Origin of the sequence: Halalkalicoccus tibetensis (assembly GCF_037996645.1) — an archaeon.
Classification (GTDB): domain Archaea; phylum Halobacteriota; class Halobacteria; order Halobacteriales; family Halalkalicoccaceae; genus Halalkalicoccus; species Halalkalicoccus tibetensis.
In genome coordinates this window covers 871427-887393 of the sequence record NZ_JBBMXV010000001.1, presented here as the reverse complement: position 1 = coordinate 887393, position 15967 = coordinate 871427, and the positions used below count along the sequence as shown (strand labels likewise).

Genomic DNA, 15967 nt, shown 5'->3' with positions numbered 1-15967 from the left:
GAGCCATGAAGTTCGCCTCGGGAGTCTGGTGGTACGTCGTCCCGCTGTTGTTGCTCGCCTTCCCGGCGTTCGTCGTCAGCCCGACCCTGGGGGGATTGTTCGTCGTCGCCGCCGCGTTCACGCTCTTCTTCTTCCGTGACCCCGAACGAACCCCGCCGTTCGCGGGGATCGTCTCGCCGGCCGACGGCACGGTCTCTGAGATCCGCACCGAGGGCGACCGGATCCGCGTCTGCGTGTTCATGAACGTCCACGACGTCCACGTGGTGCGCGCCCCCGACGACGCTATCGTCGAGCGCGTCGAACACGAGTCGGGCGGCTATCGCCCGGCGTTCACCAAGGAGTCCGAACGAAACGAGAAGGTCCACGTCGGCTTCGAGGACAGCGAGGTAACGTTGATCGCCGGCTCGTTCGCTCGCCGGATCACGCCCTACGTCGAGGAGGGCGACGAGCTCGGGCGCGCCGAGCGGATCGGCCACATCGCCTTCGGCAGCCGGGTCGACGTGTTGCTGCCCCCGGAGATCGGCTATCCCGACCTGGAGGTCGAGCGCGGCGAGAAGGTGACGGCGGGCGAGACGAAGGTCGCGAGCAACGGGGACGCGAACGCCGACTGGGAGTGGGGCGGCTAACCGGAGGGCTCCATCCCCTCGCGGGCCGCGTCGAAGTGCTCCTTTCTGACCCGGACCTCGTCGGCCCGCGCGGTCGCCTCCTCGGGGCCGTACTCGCTCGCGATCTCGCGGATCGCGCGCATCGAGGCCGCCCGCGAGAGCGCCGCGAGGTCCGCGCCGGTGTAGCCCTCGAGCTCCGCTGCGAGCGCGTCGACGTCGACGTCGTCGGCCAGCGGCTTCTCGCGCGTGTGGATCTCGAGGATGACCTTTCGCGCCGCCTCGTCGGGCGCGGGCACCTCGATGTGGGTCTCGAGGCGGCCGGGGCGGATCAACGCCCGGTCGAGCGCGTCCTTCCGGTTGGTCGCGGCCAGCACCACGAGGTTGGGGTTGTCCGCGAGACCGTCGAGCTCCGTCAGGAGCTGGCTGACGACCCGCTCGGTCACCTCGTGGCCCTGCCCCCGCTCGGCGGCCAAGGCGTCGATCTCGTCGAAGAAGACGATCGAGGGGGCCGCTTGTCGGGCGCGTTCGAAGACCTTCCTGACGGCCTTCTCGCTCTCGCCGACGTACTGATCGAGCAGCTCGGGCCCCGCGACGTGGATGAAGTTGACCCCGCTCTCGCTGGCGATCGCGCGGGCGAGCAGCGTCTTGCCGGTCCCTGGCGGGCCGTACAGCAACACGCCCGAGGGGGGTTCGGTCGCCGTCTTCTCGAACAGCTCGGTGTACGAGAGGGGCCACTCGACGGCCTCCTGAAGGGTCCGTTTGGCCTCGTCGAGCCCGCCGACGTCGTCAAAACTCGTCTGGGGGGTTTCCGCGACGAACTCGCGCATCGCCGAGGGGTCGACGGCGGCACGGGCGGCGTCGAAGTCCGCGCGGGTAACGGTCAGATCGGCGAGGCTGCCGCCGTCGTCGCGAAAGCGCCGGAGCGCGTTCATGCCGGCCTCGGTCGCGAGCGCGTGGACGTCCGCGCCGACGAAGCCGTAGGTGTGTTCGGCGAGCCGCTCGAGGGAGACGTCGTCGGAAAGCGGCATCCCCCGGGTGTGGACCTCGAAGATCTCCCGGCGCCCAATCGCGTCGGGGACGCCGATCTCGATCTCCCGGTCGAAGCGTCCGCCCCGGCGTAGCGCGGGATCGAGCGAGTCCACCCGGTTGGTCGCGCCGATGACGACCACGTCCCCGCGGGCGTCGAGCCCGTCCATCAGACTGAGGAGCTGGGCGACCACGCGGTTCTCGACGTCGCCCGAGTCGTCGCGCTTGCCCGCTACCGAATCGATCTCGTCGAAGAAGACGATCGCCGGCGAGTCCTCGCGGGCCTTCTCGAAGACCTCCCGCAGTTGTTCCTCGCTCTCGCCCTTGTACTTCGACATGATCTCCGGGCCGGAGATGTTGTGAAAGCTCGCGTCGACCTCGTTCGCGACCGCGCGGGCGATCAGCGTCTTGCCCGTGCCGGGCGGCCCGTAGAGGAGGACTCCCTTCGGTGCGTCGATACCCACCTGTCGGAAGAGTTCGGGCTCTGAGAGGGGCAGCTCGATCATCTCCCGGACCATGTCGAGCTCGTCGTCGAGCCCGCCGATGTCCTCGTAGCTGATCCGGCCGTCGCCCCCGCCCTCGGCGGCCTCGGCGGACTCGACGTCCGCCGGCACCGTCACCCGCGTCGAGTCGGTGATCCGCACGGTCCCGTCGGGGTCGGTGTCGGTGATCGAGAACGGCCCCACGCCGAGGCGCTCGATCCGCACCCGCTCGCCGGCCCGGACGGGCCGATCGCGCAGGTCGCGTTTCACCGCGCGCTCGACGCTTTCTGCGTCCTCCGCGGAGATCGATACCGGCGGGGTGATCGTCACCGACCGGGCGTCCTCGACGGTCTGTTTTCGCACCCTGACGGTGTCGCCGATGCTCACGCCGGCGTTCGCGCGGGTGTCGGCGTCGACCTGGACGGTGCCGCTCTCGGCGCTCGGGCCGGCGGGCCAGACCTTCGCGACGGTGGTCCGTTCGCCCTCGATGAGGACGGTGTCGCCGCTCAACACGGAGAGGGCCTGGCGGGCAGCTTCGGGCAGGCGCGCGACCCCGCGGCCCGCGTCGCGCTTTTCGGCGCCGCGGACCGAGAGGGTCACGTCTGAGTCGCTCATGTCGTCCCGTGGGGGTCGGGCCGCCTTTACCGTTCGGGCTCCCGCACTCGGGCGGTCTAGCTCGCGTCCGGGGCCGACGGGCCGAGCTCGACCCCGACGTCCGCGGGCGAGAGCACGTCCGGCAACTCCCCCTCGCGCTCGCCGGTGACGTCCGCGAGGAGCTCCCCGAGATAGGCGTTGAACAGCTCTGGGTGCTCGCTCATCGGGAAGTGGCCGATCTTCCCCATCTCGACGGCGGTCGCCCCCTCGCCGATCCCCTCGGCGGTCTCGCGGCCGTCCTCGGGCGTCGTGAGGTAGTCGTACTCGCCGTTGACGATATAGAGGGGACACTCCTCGGCGTTCACCCGGTCGAGCTTCCCGCGGTAGTCGTGGTCGACCGAGTAGTAGTAGAGGTCGCCCTTGAACACGCCCGTCGCGCCCTGCTCGTAGTGGTACATCGTTTCCCTGCGAGCCTGCTCGGGGCTCTGGGGGGCCATCAGCCCCCAGCAGGCGTAGGCGTTGACCTCCGTCGTGTTGATATGCGGGTGATCGAGCCAGTCGATGTAGAATCCCGGGCTGTGTGCCCCGCATTCGAGGCCGATCAGCGCGCGGAACCGCTCGGGATACCAGTCGGCGAGCTCGAGGGTGACGTTCCCGCCCATGCTCGATCCCATGTAGATCGGGTCCTCGATCTCCAGGGCGTCCGCGATGGCGACGATGGTCTCGGCGAACTCCTCGGCCGTCAGGGTGTAGTCCTCCTCCCACCACGGCTCGGAGGTCGGCGGGACGGACTTCCCGTGGTAGGGCAGGTCGTAGGCGATCACGCGAAAGTCGTCGGTGATCGACTCGTCTGAGAGCAGGTGGCGCCACTCCCCGTTGTTACAGCCGGCGGTGTGCTGACAGAGCAGCGGGATCCCGTCCTCGGGGCCGTTCTCCTCGTAGTAGACCCGGTGGTCGGTGCCGTCGACATCGATGTGGACGTAGTTGCCGGCGATCGGCTCGATCCCGTCGCCGGCCTCGAACGCGCCCCTCGTGGAGACGCTGCCCCCGTTGTGGGCGACCCGCATCAGCTCGAGCGTGCGCTGGAAGGCCCGCAGGTTCTGGAAGACCTTCTTGTTGTCGCCGGTGAGCTGGAGGTGGCCCTCGTCGCCGGCGACCGCGCTGCGGTAGTGGGAGGCGATGATCTCGTGGTTGAACGCCGGCGGCTTCTCGCTGACGAACTCCTCCCAGGCCTCTCGGGAGCCCTCGACGCCGAACGACCACCGGTGGTTCAGCGTCGGGTTCGGGACGACGTCCTCGATCTCCCCCTCGTTCATCCGGATCAGCGTCCGCTCGTCGCCGATCTCGACGTAGAAGTTCTCGTCGAAGGCGTCGTGTCCCCTGACCCCCAGCTCGGGATCGCCGTTGACGACCTCCCGGTACGACTCCCACCACTCGTGGCTCGCGAGTTCCGTGTCGGTCATGGTTCCTCGATCGGGGGACCACGCCGAGGCCCATAGTACTGTCCCGGAGAGTTCTTGAGGGGCGTGAACTAACAGTTATGGTCGGCAATAGCCCCGATCCGACGCAACGCATTTGGTCGGCGCCGTCGCACTGTGTACTATGGTAGTACGGACCGAACGTGACGACGGGACGTGGTACGAGTGCGAGGGCTGTGGACTCATGTTCGACGAGCAGGAGGACGCCCGCCAGCACGAGACCAACTGCGACGCCGAGGACCCCTCGTATATCCAGTGACGCGTCACTCCTCGTTGACCATCTCGTAGGAGTGCTCGCTCATGTCGTCCTCGGCGAAGACGAACACCCGCCCGCGGGCGACCTCGGGGTCGGCGTCGACGAGCACCCGATGGCCCTCCGTGCGGACCTCGACGCCGGGGAAGACCTCCTCCTCCTCGTCGGGGTCGACGAACACGCGCCCGACGCCGGTCGACTCGAGCACCTCGTCGTGGGTCTTGCGGTCGTTGACGTACAGCATCACGCCCTCGGTCTCGGTCGGGTCGGTGACGAGGACGTGGACCTCCTTTCCGGGCGGGGTTCTGAGGGTGCCCGAGACCGCCTCCGGAACGCCGTGGTAGAACACCTCCCGGCCGTCGAGATACTCGACGGCGATGCCGCTTTCGGCGAGCTCGATCCCCAGCGTCGAGGGCGAGACGTTGCTTCGCTGGCTCATATCCGTACTACGTGCCCCGGCGGAAAAGCGCCGCGTTCGAAGCCCGTAAGTACGGACCCCGAGTGGACCGGGTATGAACGGCCGGGCACACGCCCCCGCGGCGGGAACGATCCTCAACGCGCTGGCGAACGAGCGGGGCGCCGCGTTCGCGATCGACCTCGAGACCACCGCGAGCGTCGAGCTCGACGACACGAACGAGGTGCGCGGCGAGATCGACGGGGCGCCCGACGCCGACACCGCGCTGATCGAGCGCTGCGTCGAGCTCGCCCGCGAGGAGTACGGCGACGAGGCTGGAGTGGCTGAGGCCGGCGGCACGGTGCGAACCGAGAGCGAGGTGCCGCTCGCGGCGGGGCTGAAGAGCTCGAGCGCCGCCGCGAACGCGACGGTGCTCGCGACCTGCGACGCGCTCGGGATCGAGCCCGACCCGCTCGAGGCCTGTCGGCTCGGGGTGCGGGCGGCCCGCGAGGTCGGCGTCACAGTAACAGGAGCGTTCGACGACGCCTCCGCCTCGATGCTCGGGGGCGTCACCGTGACGGACAACTCGGGGGACGAGCTGCTCGCGAACGAGGCCGTCGAGTGGGACGCGCTGGTATGGACGCCCCCCGAGCAGGCGTTCAGCGCCGACGCCGACGTCGAGAGCTGTCGGAGGATCGCCCCGATCGCCGACGTCGTCTGCGAGCTCGCGCTGGAGGGGCGATACGGGCGGGCGATGTCGATCAACGGCTTCGCGTTCTGCGGGGCGCTCGGCTTCCCGACCGAGCCGATGCTGGAGGCACTCCCCGACGTCGCGGGCGTCTCGCTGTCGGGCACCGGCCCGAGCTACGTCGCGGTCGGGGACCGACACGTTTTAGCGGACCTCCGGGATGAGTGGGAGACACGGGATGGAACCACATGGCTGACAACGACCCGGACCGAGGGAGCGCGGACGGAATGAACCTGGACGAACTGCGCGAGGAGATCGAGGAGATCGACCGCGACCTCGTCGAACTGATCGCGCGACGCACCTACGTCGCCGACACCATCGCCGAGGTGAAATCGGAGCGGGACCTGCCGACGACCGACGAGGGCCAGGAGCAGCGCGTGATGGACCGCGCGGGCGAGAACGCCGAACAGTTCGAGGTGGACTCGAACCTCGTGAAGGCGATCTTCCGGCTGCTGATCGAGCTGAACAAAGTAGAGCAGCGCGAGCGGCGCTGAACCCCCGGCCGAGCCACCTTCGTTCGACCGAACGGTCAGTAGAGTTATCAGTTAATAAATACATAATATAGTTTATGGATAGACGGAAGTTCATCGGACTGGCGGCGGCGACGGCGGGAACGGGCGTCGCGCTCGCGGGCTGTACGGCCGACGACGAGGCCGAAGAGAGGACGGACACCGGGGACGACGAGCCCGCCGCCGAGGAGTCGGCGAGCGAAGTTCCCGAGGAGGGGCCGGAGCCGGAAGGCGGCGACGGCCGCCCGTACACCCATTACGATCTGGACGTCCACGACGAGCGCTCGGTGGGACGGCCCGTCTGGATCGACAAGGACGGGCGCGTCTACGGGCGCAGCGGTCCCCGCGTGGTGGTCAGCGACGACTGGTGGGAGACGACCGAGACGCTGTACTCCTTCGAGGAGGAGGGGACGACCGAGGAGTACGTCCAGATGGTGGTCGTCCCGGACAGCGGGCGGATCATCGCGTCGACCGGCGGGCGGGGTGAGACCGGCGGGACGGTCCACCTCCTCGACGAGGATCTCGAGGGCTCCGAGACGCTCTATCAGTTCGACTACGGACGCATGTCGAACGAGTTCGGCCACGCCGTCCACGAGGACGTCGTCGTCATCTCGTGCTACGGGATGTCGGATTACGAGGCGAACAGACACGCGAACGAGGTGATCCTCTCGACCGACGGCGGCGAGTCCTTCGACCTGATCCTCGAACCCGAACTGGTCACCACTGACGCGGCGAACCACCACATCCACGACGTTGAGTACGATCCGCATGCCGAGCGGATCTGGGTCGCGGTGGGCGATCACGGCAACTCCCAGCTCTACTGGAGCGACGATCTGGGCGACTCCTGGAGCGAGATCGACGACCGGGGCGCCATCACGATGGTCACGCAGGTCGCCGCCTTCGAGGACTGCGTCGTCCTCGGTACCGACGGCGTCCCCGAAGGGATCATGCGCTGGGAGCGCGACGGCCCGGACGACGAACCCGAGGGGGCGGACGACTTCGTTCGCGTCCACGTCCAGATCGATACCGACCCCGACGACGACGTGATGGAGCTGTACGCACGCCGTCGGTGGCACGTCCGCGAGGACGACGGCCGGGAGCTCTGTCTGATGCCCTTCGGCTACTCCACGATGCACGACACCGCCGAGGACTCGGTTCTCCTGGCGAGCGTCGACGGCGACGAGTGGTACGAGCTCCACCGAACGCAGACGAGGGAGATCCTGCTCACGAACGTCATGGGGCCGCTCTCGATGGACGGCGACCGGCGAACGCTGGTCTCCGACAGCAACCAGGGAGCCCACCAGATCGACGCGACGGTGCCGGAGTTCTGGACGTAGCGGCCGGCGGGATCCCGGTCAATAACGGATCCGGACGTTCGACGTCCGGCGCTCGTCGAATGCCTATCGGCCGGGACCGACACGTTCAAACGGCCGAACCGGAATTTGGGAGTACAGTGGTTCATATGGGATTCAACGCACGACGAGCGGACGCTACGATCAGACAGTGGGCGAGGACCTGCCGCCGGTTCTGGGGCGGGGGGAGCGATCGAACGCGGGTAGGCATCGGGGACGCCTGAGATGGATCGATGGGAGCCGTTCGGGCTCGAGGGGACCGACCGGGAGACGAAGGGCTTTTTCTTCGGGACGATCACCGCGCTCGCGGCGCTCATCGTCGTGGGGCTTCTCTACCCCTCACTCCTTGAGACCACGCTCAACACCGCCTTCGACTGGGTGCTGTTCAACTTCGGCTGGTGGTTCATGCTCCTGGGCGCCGTGCTGGTGGTTTTCACGTTCTTCATGGCGTTCTCCAGATACGGCCGGATCCGGATCGGCGGCGAGGACGTCGAACCGGAGTTCGACACGTTCTCCTGGATCGCGATGGTGTTCACCGTCGGGTTCGGGAGCTCGATCATCGTCTGGGGGGTCGGCGAGCCCATCTCGATCGTCACCGAGCCGCCGCCGTCCTCGCCGGTGCCGGGCGCGTCGATCGAGTCGCTCGCGCTCGCGTTCATGTTCCTCCACGAGTCGTTCCCGGGGATGGCGATGTGGTATCTCCCCTTCGCGATCGGCTTCGGGCTGATGGCCTACACGGACGGGGACGACTACCGCATCAGCTCGATCATGTCGGTCCTCCTCGACCGGGAACGGTACGGCTGGCTGTTCTGGCTCGTCGACCTGGCCGCGCTGATCGCCATCGTCGGCGGGCTCGCGACCACGCTCGGCTTCACCGCCCAGCAGCTCGCGACGATCCTGAGCGACGTCTTCGGCGCCGAGACGAACCTCATCACCTACGGGCTGTTCGCGCTCATTGGGCTGGTCTTCCTCGCGGACGTCTGGCTCGGGCTCCACGCGGGGATCCGCAACGCCGCGCGGTTCACCTTCGTGCTCATGCTGCTCACCTCGGGCCTGCTGCTCGTGCTGGGGCCGACGCTGTTCATCCTCAACCTCACGCTGGACGCGACGGGGATCTGGCTCAACAACCTCCCGCGGCTCGCGCTGTACACCGCTCCCACGGAGGGCGCACAGTGGCCCCAGAGCTGGACGAGCTTCTGGTGGGCCTGGTGGGCCGCCTGGGGGTTGTTCGTCGGGAGCTTCGTCGCCCGCGTCTCGAAGGGCCGGACGATCCGTGAGACGTTCCTCGCGCTGGTCGCCGCGCCGACGCTGCTGACCTGGATGCAACACGGAATCATCGGCGGCTGGGTGCTCGCGCCGGAGTACATCGGGCCCGTGAGCGAGGCCTTCGTCGAGGAGGACATCCCCGCGGCGGTCGCGACCGCGATCACGCTGACGCCCTTCGGGAACCTCCTCGGGGTGATGATCGTACTGATCATGGCGGGCTACGTGCTGACGACGCTCGATTCGGCGGTCTACATGCTGAGCGCGATCACCCTCGGCGAGGAGGACCCCAACGCCAGGAATCGGGCGTGGTGGGGGGCCCTGCTCACCGTGCTGGGGATCATGACGCTCAACCTGCCCGCCTTCAGCGCGATGGAGGCGTTCTCCCCCGTAATGGCGCTTCCCTTCACGCTCTTCTTCGTCGTGCTGATCTACACGAGCTACGTCACCGCCCGCCGCCACTACCGCGAGGAGTACAGGGAACCGGGCGAGCGGCCGTTCCTGGCGATCAGCCGGCCGAGCAAGGACGACGAGGAGGGGGGATAGCATCCGAGCGGCTTTGATGCCCCGCTCCGTAGTGGCCGGCGGATGGAGACGCTGTACGACGTTCTCGGCGTCGACCCGGACGCCGACCCCGAGGCGATCCGTCGTGCCTACCGCGAGCGGGTCAAGCGTCACCACCCCGACGCCGGCGGCGACGCCGGGGAGTTCCGCCGGCTCACCACCGCCCGGGACGTGCTGCTCGATAGGGAGAGCCGAAGGCGCTACGACGCGCTCGGCCACCGCCGGTACGCGCTTCGCCACCTCGACGGCGAGGAGTGGCCGGTCGACACCCCCCGAAACGCCCGGCGTCGGTCGAATGCGCGCCGGCGATCCGGGTCCGGATCGCGCCGCCGAACCGGCCGGGGTGCTCGGGGACGAAGCCGGGGCCGGCGGGACCGAAACCGACGCCGAGGGCGGCAGGATCGGTCGAGCGGCCCCGTCGACGCCGCCGTCGCCCTGGGGACCTACCGGCGGGTGCTCGTGCGGGCCGGGCTCGTCCTCCTCGCGCTGTTCTGTCTGGCGATCGTCCTCTCGGCGCTGTCGCTCTAGTACTCGTCTGCGAGCCGGTCGAGCGCCTCGTGGTGCTCGGTCGTGTGGGGGGCGGTCAGCGGCGAGACGCTGACCTCGCCGTCGGCGATCGCCCGTCGGTCGGTCCCCTCGGGGTCGTCGACCTCGCCCGCGCCGAGCGTCTCCCAGGTGAGGTCGCGCAGCGTGATCGAGTCGCCGTCCTGTGTCGCGGCCATCTCGTAGACCGTCGAGGGGCGGGTCACCCGCATCGGCGCGGGCTCCTCGCCCGCGATCGGCGCGTTGACGTTCAGGTAGTCGGCGTGCTCGAAGACGCCGCGGACGGGCGCCAGCTCGACGAGGTGTCTGGTTGCCCGGCAGGCCTCCGCGTACTCCTCGACGGCGGGCTCGCGGGGCCACTCCTCTTCCGGGATGTGGAGCGAGACGGCGATCGCGGGCACCCCACAGAAGGCCGCCTCGACGGCGGCGCTGACGGTGCCCGAGCGCCCCAGCACGTAGGCCCCGAGGTTCGCGCCGGTGTTACAGCCCGAGACCACGAGGTCCGGCGCGGGGCCCAGCGCCTCGAGGCCCGCGACGATACAGTCGACCGGCGTGCCCCCGATCGCGAAGCCGAGCTCGTGGTCCTCGACGCTCACCTCGTTCGACATGGTCCGGCCGACCGCGCTCTGGTCGTCCGCCGGCGCGACGGCGACGACGTTCGCCACCTCCGAGAGCGCGTCGTGGAGCGCGCGGAAGCCGGGGCTGTCGATCCCGTCGTCGTTGGTCAGCAGGATCTCGAGGTCGGTGTCCATACCCCCGACTCGGACGCCGGGGACGAAAAGTGCCGTTATCCGACCCGGTCGACGACCGTCTCCTCGTCGACCACGAGGTTGTAGGCCCCCTCGTCGTCGTTCCAGAGCACGAGGACCGATTCGAAGATCAGGACATCGCCGTAGCCCGCCTCCAGCAGCGGGCGGTTGAGCGACGTCTCACGGGTGAGGACGGCGTAGTGGCTTTCGGACTGGCTGCCGTCGCCCAGCAGGAACAGCGGGTTGGCACCCGGCTCCGAGAGCGAGCCGCTGAGCTTGACCGCGATGCAGTCGACCCGGTCGGTGACGCGGACCTCGCTCCCCTCGAACGGCGCGAAGCGATCGGAGTCGGCGGTCGCGTCGAGGCGCCGTCGTCCGTCGCGCCGGAGGATCGAGTAGGCGTACTGCACGTCGACGTTGGTGAACTCGCCGGTCGCCGAGTCACGCTCGCCGTGCTCGACCGCGGCGCGCTCGCCCTCGTCGAGGCGGCGCTGGAACTCGGGTACCCGGAGGTCGGGCTTGCGATCGAACGACCAGCCGTGGTCGGTCGGCTCGCGGCCGGGCCACAGCCGCAGCGTCGGCGCGAAGACCGTGTACTCCGAGCCGTCGGCGACCTCGTGTTCGACCTCCCGCAGACCGGTCGCGGTGTTCCTGTCGGCCGGCGAGAGCGCGAGCAGCGATCCATCGGAAACAAGGTGTGTGAGATACCGTTTCAGCACCGCCGCGGGCTCCGAGAGCTCGACCAGCACGTTCGCGAACAGCACGAGGTCGAACTGGCCAGGTGGCTCGAACGCCTCCGCGGTCTCGCGGTGGATCGTCGGGTGGAAGTTCCGCGGGCTCTCCGCGAGCAGGGTCTCCAATACGTCGGCGCCCGCGCTCGGCTCGACGGCGTGGTACTCGACGAGCGCGCCCTCCGCGTAGTCGGCGAGGCCGAGCGCCGGGCCGCCGACGCCCGCACCCACGTCGAGCACCCGGAGCGTCGAGGGGAGCAGCCCCCGCGAACCCAGCTCGTCGAGCGCGTACTGGGTGGCCGCGTAGTAGTCGGGGAGGTGGTAGATCGCGTAGCCGAGCGCCGCGGTCTCGTCGTACTCGACGGGGTGCTGGCGGTAGTAGCGCTCCTTGAGCCGGCGGATCTCGGTCCGGAGGGTGGCGCTGCTCTCGCCGTCGGCCCACTCGGGGCCGAAGCGCTCGACCAGCAGCTCCTCGAGCCGGTCGAGGTAGCGGTCGGGGATGGCGCTCACCCCGTCGAAGTCCGGCTCGATGGGGTCGTCGTCCGCGGGGACGAACGTGCCGTCCTCACGTTCGTACAGCCCGAGATCGAGGGCCTCCTCGCGGAGTGTCTGGCGGGCGACCGCGGGATGGGCGCCGCCCTCGACGTACTCGACCAGCTCCTCGGGGTCGATCGGGCGGACGTTCCGGAGGTACTTCGCGACGTCGAGGATCGCCTGCCGGCTCATTCTCCCGCCCCGGCCTCGCGATAGAGCGCCTCGAACCCCTCTCGATCGGCCTCGGCGACGTCGGTCGCGGCGTCGGCGACGTCGTCGGCGCCGGGGAACGTCGACTGGATGTCGGCGTAGACGGTCGGGTTGCCGCCGGTCACCGCTTCGACGAGCCCGTCGAGCCCGCGCGAGACGGGCGTCTCGAACCCCTCGGGCACCTCGTCGGCGGCGAGCGCGTAGGCCAGCACCGCCGCGTGGGCCTTCGTCTGGATCGTCTCCATGGCCGCGTCGTGCTCCTCGGGGGTGGTCTCGACGAGGCCGTTGCCGGCCGTCTCGAGGCGCTCGCGGAGCCAGTCGGCGACGGGCCCCTCGTCGGCGACGATCGGGACGTTCCCGGGGGCGTTCCCGGGCGAGAACAGCGGGTGGAGGCTGACGTGCTCGCGCTCGGGGGCGTGGGCCTCCATCGCGGCGACCGGCGCGCGCATGACGCCGCTGACGTCGGCGATCGCCCGGTCCGCGAGCGGGGCATGCAGGGCGATCGCACGCTCGACGGCCGGGATCGGGACCGCCAGACAGATCAGGTCGAAGCGCTCGGCCGTCTCGTAATCGACCGCCCGCCCGCCGACCGTCGCGGCGGCCTCGCGGGCGGCCCCTTGTTCGCGGTCGACGAACGCCACATCCGTGTCGGGGCCCCCGACTACCCCGCCGAACCAGCGCCCCATCGTCCCCGCGCCGACGATCAGTACGTCCATCGGAGCCCCCTTCTCCGCCCGGGGAAAAAGGCGTTGGCATACGCGCCGCTCTCCCGTCGCGAGCGCCGGAGAACCGATCGTTACGCGCTCGGCGGCGACTGCCCGCGGGGTCTGACGTAGCCGCACACGGGACAGGTCCGATAGCCCTGGACGTTCGCCAGCCGGACCTCGCACTCCGGACAGTTCATACCGAATCCTCGGTTCGACAGTCCATAAAGATGGGTACGACGATCGACGAATCCCTCAGAGCACGAACTCCTCGGGATAGTCGGTGAGGTTTTCGTACCCCGATTCGGTGACGACCACGAGGTCCTCTATTCGAACGCCACCGACCTCGGGGTCGTAGAGGCCGGGTTCGACGGTGATGACGTGGCCGGGCTCCAGCTCCTCGCCGCCGGGCGCGAGGCGGGGGAGCTCGTGGACGTCGAGCCCGATCCCGTGGCCCGTCGAGTGGATGAACCCCGTCTCCGTCGAGGGGTCGTCCCTGAGGGTGGGCAGGCCCGCCTCCTCGTAGACGTCACAGACCGCGTCGTGGACGTCCTCTCCCGTTGCGCCGGGCTCGATCGCGTCGAGGGCGGCGCCCTTCGCTTCGGCGGTGAGCTCGTACCACTCGCGGGCCGTCTCGGCGGGCTCGCCGACCGAGAACGTCCGGGTCATGTCGGCGTGGTAGTTCGACTCCTTGCTCTTCGGGAAGATATCGATCACGATCGTTTCGTTCGGGCGAAGCGGGCCGCTGCCTCGATCGTGGGGGTCGGCGGCGTCCGGTCCACAGGCGACGATCGTCTCGTCGAGCGCGTGGTCCCGTTCCAGCAGCTCGATCTCGATCTCCCTCCGGACCCGCTCGCTGGTCAGCTCGCGGCCGTCGTGGACCAGCAGGCCGTCCTCGACGGTCGCCTCCCGCAGGAGGGTCTCGGCGCGCTCCATCGCCCGCTCGTTGGCGCGCTGGGCCTCCCTGATGTGGTCGACCTCCGCGTCGGTTTTCACTGCGCGGATGGTCGTGAGCACGTCGTCGGTCTCGGCCGCGACCTCGATATCGCGCTCGCGGAGGCCGTCGGCGGTCGCGAGCGGGAACCGCGCGGGGACGGCCAGCGAGGAGACGTCGTGGTCCGCGAGGAAATCGGCGAGCATCCGGTGGCGTTCCTCCGTCGAGCCGTACTGGTAGTCGTAGTCCGAATAGCGCGAGACCGAGTCGGCGCGGCTCTCCTTCCGTGCGCGACCGTACTCGAGTCCGGAGACGAGCAGGTGCGTCTCGCCGTTTTCGCCGTCATAGAGGGTGAAGAACGGGTCGTGGGCGTCGAACCCCGAGAGGTATCGCTGGTCGGAGTCCGCGGAGTCGTCGTCGATCAGGTAGCCGTCGCTATCGAGAAACGAATCGAGTTCCGAGAGGTCCGGGTCCATACCTCCGCTGGGTCACGGAGGACAATAAACGGTCGATCTCGCGGGCTACGCGCCAATGTCCGCCCGCGCGAACCGGAACCGGGCGAGGAATACGAGGAGGACGGTCACGACGAGCAGCACGGCCGCGCCCGCGAGGTCGTAGCTGCCCTCGACGAGGACCGCCGTCGGGTCGTAGTAGTGGGTCGGGCTGAGGTAGCCGGCCGCCTCGAAGCCGTCGGTGCTCGCGGCGACCGACTCGATCAGGAAGAGAACGAAGACGGCGGCGATGGCGATCCGGCGCGCGACGTCCGCGCGGCTCGCGAGCACCGACAGCAGGAGGCCGATCGCCGCGCAGGCCAGTAGATACGGGATCGACAGCGCGTGGACCATCGCCAGGTCGACGGGGTCGATCGACTCGCCGATCGCCAGCACGCCGGCGAAGACGACCACCGGGACGACGAGGTTGAGCGCGAGGATCGGGACCAGGAGGGACAGAAACTTCTCGACGAGCACGCGCGAGCGCGAGACCGGCAGCGAGAGGGTGAGGTCCATCCGGTCGCGCTCGACGTCCTCCGCGATCAGCCCGCCGGCGCTGTAGGCGAAGTAGAGGCCGAGCAGGAGCAGCCAGACGAACTGGTAGATCTCGACGGCGAGGAATCCCTCGATCGTGCTGAGGGTGGCGATCCCGAACGCCTCCTGGACCGCCGGCGGGTAGGCCTCGAGCATGGCGTCGATGTCGACGTCGGCGCCCGCCAGTGACGGGAAGAACGCCACGAACACGAGCGCGAGGACGGCGATCCCCGCGGTCAGCGCGGCCGTCCCCTTGGCCCGCTTGCCGGCCTCGTAGCGGGCGATCTCAAGCATCCGCGCCCTCCAGTTCAGTAACGGATCCGGCGGCTCCCTCCTCCGCCGTTTCCGCGTCGACCTCCCCGTAGTAATGCATGAACACGTCCTCCAGGGGCGGCTCGCCGATCTCGACGTCGATCACGTCGTGCTCGGCGAGGTGGCGAAGCAGCGCGTTGTACTCGCCGGTGTAGGTGAAGCGAAAGCCGTCGGCGATGGGCTCGACGCCGACCATCCCCTCGATCGTAAAGGCGGCCCGGGAAACGGGATCGGCCAGCCGGACCCGCACCCGCTTGCCGCCGCGGCTCAGCAGGTCGTCGACGTCCTCGAGCGCGACGAGCCGGCCCTCCCGAAGGATCCCGACCCGGTCACAGACCTGGCGGACCTCGCTCAGGACGTGCGAGGAGAAGAAGACCGTCGTCCCCCGCTCGCGCTCGGCCCGGATGAACTCGTGGAAGCGCTCCTGTTTGAGCGGGTCGAGCCCCGAGGTCGGTTCGTCCATGATCACCAGGTCGGGGTCGTGCATGAACGCCTGGACGATCCCGAGCATCCGCTCGTTGCCCGTCGAGTACTCGCGGATCGCCCGCTCCAGGGGCGGGTCGAACAGCTCGAGCAGCTCCCCGCGGCGCTCGTCGCCTTTGATCGCGGCGTGGTGATCGAGCACTCGCTCTCCGGTGAGACCCTCGTCGAAGCCCAGATGGGCGGGCAGGTAGCCGATCCGCCGTTTGGCCTCGATCAGCGCGCCCTCGTCGGTGACCTCGGCCCCGAGCACCCGCGCGGTGCCCTCGGTCGGCGAGAGCAGCCCCAGCAGGGTGCGGATGGTCGTCGTCTTTCCCGCACCATTGGGGCCGAGGAAGCCGAAGACCTCGCCCTCCTCGACCGCAAAGGAGAGCGAGTCGACGCCGACCACGTCCCCGTAACGCTTCGTCAGCCCCTCGCATTCGATCGTCGGCATGCCGTGAAGGATATCGCGCCCGACGAATAGCCGTTCCGGCG

Annotated in this window: 16 protein-coding genes; 7 read left to right on the top strand and 9 right to left on the bottom strand. The window is 69.2% G+C overall.

Features of this window, described 5'->3' with window-relative positions:
• The first annotated feature begins 5 nt into the window (after positions 1-5).
• A complete protein-coding gene (locus tag WOA58_RS05055; protein WP_340603072.1) occupies positions 6-626 on the top strand; it encodes a protein sorting system archaetidylserine decarboxylase in 621 nt (206 codons plus the stop codon).
• On the opposite strand, the gene WOA58_RS05050 is transcribed toward WOA58_RS05055, so the two are convergent.
• Together WOA58_RS05050 and WOA58_RS05045 are read right to left on the bottom strand one after the other, a co-directional pair.
• Positions 623-2728 (bottom strand): CDC48 family AAA ATPase, encoded by a 2106-nt coding sequence (locus WOA58_RS05050; protein WP_340603071.1) that lies wholly within the window; start codon positions 2726-2728, stop codon positions 623-625. The two genes, WOA58_RS05055 and WOA58_RS05050, sit on opposite strands and share 4 nt — an antisense overlap.
• A gap of 56 nt (positions 2729-2784) precedes the next feature.
• Complete coding sequence (locus WOA58_RS05045) at positions 2785-4170, bottom strand: alpha/beta fold hydrolase (protein ID WP_340603070.1); 1386 nt, start codon at positions 4168-4170, stop codon at positions 2785-2787.
• Positions 4171-4309: 139 nt separating this feature from the next.
• Between WOA58_RS05045 and WOA58_RS05040 the strand changes: the two genes are divergently transcribed.
• Positions 4310-4444 (top strand): DUF7128 family protein, encoded by a 135-nt coding sequence (locus WOA58_RS05040; protein WP_340603069.1) that lies wholly within the window; start codon positions 4310-4312, stop codon positions 4442-4444.
• Positions 4445-4448: 4 nt separating this feature from the next.
• Here the strand turns inward: WOA58_RS05040 and WOA58_RS05035 are convergent, their stop codons facing one another.
• On the bottom strand, positions 4449-4877 hold the full coding sequence (locus WOA58_RS05035; RefSeq protein ID WP_340603068.1) for a DUF5796 family protein: 429 nt from the start codon (positions 4875-4877) through the stop codon (positions 4449-4451).
• A 73-nt stretch (positions 4878-4950) separates the two neighbouring features.
• On the opposite strand from WOA58_RS05035, the gene WOA58_RS05030 reads away from it, so the two are divergent.
• The 5 genes from WOA58_RS05030 (at position 4951) to WOA58_RS05010 (ending at position 9796) form a co-directional block, all read left to right on the top strand.
• Entirely contained in the window at positions 4951-5811 is an 861-nt protein-coding gene (locus WOA58_RS05030; RefSeq protein WP_340603067.1) for a shikimate kinase, read from the top strand.
• Positions 5808-6074 carry a chorismate mutase gene (locus WOA58_RS05025; protein ID WP_340603066.1) on the top strand — a complete coding sequence of 89 codons (267 nt, stop codon included), beginning with the start codon at positions 5808-5810 and terminating at the stop codon, positions 6072-6074. The genes WOA58_RS05030 and WOA58_RS05025 overlap by 4 nt, the downstream gene beginning before the upstream one ends.
• Before the next feature lie 74 nt (positions 6075-6148).
• Complete coding sequence (locus tag WOA58_RS05020) at positions 6149-7426, top strand: glycosyl hydrolase (RefSeq protein ID WP_340603065.1); 1278 nt, start codon at positions 6149-6151, stop codon at positions 7424-7426.
• A 240-nt stretch (positions 7427-7666) separates the two neighbouring features.
• The gene (locus tag WOA58_RS05015) at positions 7667-9250 is read left to right on the top strand and encodes a BCCT family transporter (protein ID WP_340603064.1); all 1584 of its coding nucleotides are present in this window, start codon (positions 7667-7669) and stop codon (positions 9248-9250) included.
• 42 nt (positions 9251-9292) lie between these two features.
• Positions 9293-9796, top strand: a complete 504-nt coding sequence (locus tag WOA58_RS05010; protein ID WP_340603063.1) for a J domain-containing protein — start codon at positions 9293-9295, stop codon at positions 9794-9796.
• On the opposite strand, the gene surE is transcribed toward WOA58_RS05010, so the two are convergent.
• From surE to WOA58_RS04980, 6 genes are all read right to left on the bottom strand, one after another.
• A complete protein-coding gene (gene surE, locus WOA58_RS05005; RefSeq protein ID WP_340603062.1) occupies positions 9793-10563 on the bottom strand; it encodes a 5'/3'-nucleotidase SurE in 771 nt (256 codons plus the stop codon). The two genes, WOA58_RS05010 and surE, sit on opposite strands and share 4 nt — an antisense overlap.
• 35 nt (positions 10564-10598) lie before the next feature.
• Positions 10599-12017, bottom strand: coding sequence for a small ribosomal subunit Rsm22 family protein (locus tag WOA58_RS05000; protein ID WP_340603061.1), 1419 nt, complete (start codon positions 12015-12017; stop codon positions 10599-10601).
• A complete protein-coding gene (locus WOA58_RS04995; RefSeq protein ID WP_340603060.1) occupies positions 12014-12751 on the bottom strand; it encodes a prephenate dehydrogenase/arogenate dehydrogenase family protein in 738 nt (245 codons plus the stop codon). Before WOA58_RS04995 ends, WOA58_RS05000 begins: the two co-directional genes overlap by 4 nt.
• Before the next feature lie 243 nt (positions 12752-12994).
• Positions 12995-14149 (bottom strand): Xaa-Pro peptidase family protein, encoded by a 1155-nt coding sequence (locus WOA58_RS04990; protein ID WP_340603059.1) that lies wholly within the window; start codon positions 14147-14149, stop codon positions 12995-12997.
• A gap of 45 nt (positions 14150-14194) precedes the next feature.
• Complete coding sequence (locus tag WOA58_RS04985; RefSeq protein WP_340603058.1) at positions 14195-14992, bottom strand: ABC transporter permease; 798 nt, start codon at positions 14990-14992, stop codon at positions 14195-14197.
• Entirely contained in the window at positions 14985-15926 is a 942-nt protein-coding gene (locus tag WOA58_RS04980) for an ABC transporter ATP-binding protein (protein WP_340603057.1), read from the bottom strand. The genes WOA58_RS04985 and WOA58_RS04980 overlap by 8 nt, the downstream gene beginning before the upstream one ends.
• Between the last annotated feature and the right edge of the window lie 41 nt (positions 15927-15967).

Bases quoted from the DNA above. Each gene is read 5' to 3' on its own strand.
- surE (WP_340603062.1), bottom strand. From the start codon at position 10,563: ATGGACACCGACCTCGAGATCCTGCTGACCAACGACGACGGGATCGAC.
- WOA58_RS05045 (WP_340603070.1), bottom strand. From the start codon at position 4,170: ATGACCGACACGGAACTCGCGAGCCACGAGTGGTGGGAGTCGTACCGG.
- WOA58_RS05050 (WP_340603071.1), bottom strand. From the start codon at position 2,728: ATGAGCGACTCAGACGTGACCCTCTCGGTCCGCGGCGCCGAAAAGCGC.
- WOA58_RS04985 (WP_340603058.1), bottom strand. From the start codon at position 14,992: ATGCTTGAGATCGCCCGCTACGAGGCCGGCAAGCGGGCCAAGGGGACG.
- WOA58_RS05000 (WP_340603061.1), bottom strand. From the start codon at position 12,017: ATGAGCCGGCAGGCGATCCTCGACGTCGCGAAGTACCTCCGGAACGTC.
- WOA58_RS04980 (WP_340603057.1), bottom strand. From the start codon at position 15,926: ATGCCGACGATCGAATGCGAGGGGCTGACGAAGCGTTACGGGGACGTG.
- WOA58_RS05040 (WP_340603069.1), top strand. From the start codon at position 4,310: ATGGTAGTACGGACCGAACGTGACGACGGGACGTGGTACGAGTGCGAG.
- WOA58_RS05020 (WP_340603065.1), top strand. From the start codon at position 6,149: ATGGATAGACGGAAGTTCATCGGACTGGCGGCGGCGACGGCGGGAACG.
- WOA58_RS05015 (WP_340603064.1), top strand. From the start codon at position 7,667: ATGGATCGATGGGAGCCGTTCGGGCTCGAGGGGACCGACCGGGAGACG.
- WOA58_RS05010 (WP_340603063.1), top strand. From the start codon at position 9,293: ATGGAGACGCTGTACGACGTTCTCGGCGTCGACCCGGACGCCGACCCC.
- WOA58_RS05025 (WP_340603066.1), top strand. From the start codon at position 5,808: ATGAACCTGGACGAACTGCGCGAGGAGATCGAGGAGATCGACCGCGAC.
- WOA58_RS05035 (WP_340603068.1), bottom strand. From the start codon at position 4,877: ATGAGCCAGCGAAGCAACGTCTCGCCCTCGACGCTGGGGATCGAGCTC.
- WOA58_RS04990 (WP_340603059.1), bottom strand. From the start codon at position 14,149: ATGGACCCGGACCTCTCGGAACTCGATTCGTTTCTCGATAGCGACGGC.
- WOA58_RS05030 (WP_340603067.1), top strand. From the start codon at position 4,951: ATGAACGGCCGGGCACACGCCCCCGCGGCGGGAACGATCCTCAACGCG.
- WOA58_RS05055 (WP_340603072.1), top strand. From the start codon at position 6: ATGAAGTTCGCCTCGGGAGTCTGGTGGTACGTCGTCCCGCTGTTGTTG.
- WOA58_RS04995 (WP_340603060.1), bottom strand. From the start codon at position 12,751: ATGGACGTACTGATCGTCGGCGCGGGGACGATGGGGCGCTGGTTCGGC.